We start from the raw sequence: 380 nt of genomic DNA on the forward strand, positions 1-380 counted from the left end.
AACAAGTACAAAAACGATAGTGGTGGCCGCGCTGCCTACGACCCCGCGATTCTTCTAAAGATCATTCTCTTTGCCTACTACAAAGGTATTCGCTCCAGTCGAGACATCGAATGGGAATGCCAAAACAACATCCTGTTCAAAGCATTGTCGTGTGATACGGCACCGCACTTTACCAGCATCGCCAGTTTTATCAGCGGGCATCCTGAAGCCATCGAAGACATTTTTACGCAGATACTGATGGTCTGCGATGAGCAAGGTCTGTTAGGCCATGAACTCATCGCTATTGATGGCTGTAAAATAAGCTCAAACGCGGCTAAGGAACATTCCGGCACCTTGGAAGAATTGACGTGCAAGCGGGATAAAATCCAACGTCAAATCAA

The 380-nt window shown here is 47.1% G+C and carries 1 protein-coding gene; it reads left to right on the plus strand.

What is annotated here, in order from left to right:
- The coding region (locus tag ACXAFR_RS27560; protein WP_475183439.1) for a transposase at window positions 1-380 on the plus strand (380 nt) is incomplete at both ends.

This window comes from Pseudomaricurvus sp. ABR4_320, assembly GCF_056159445.1.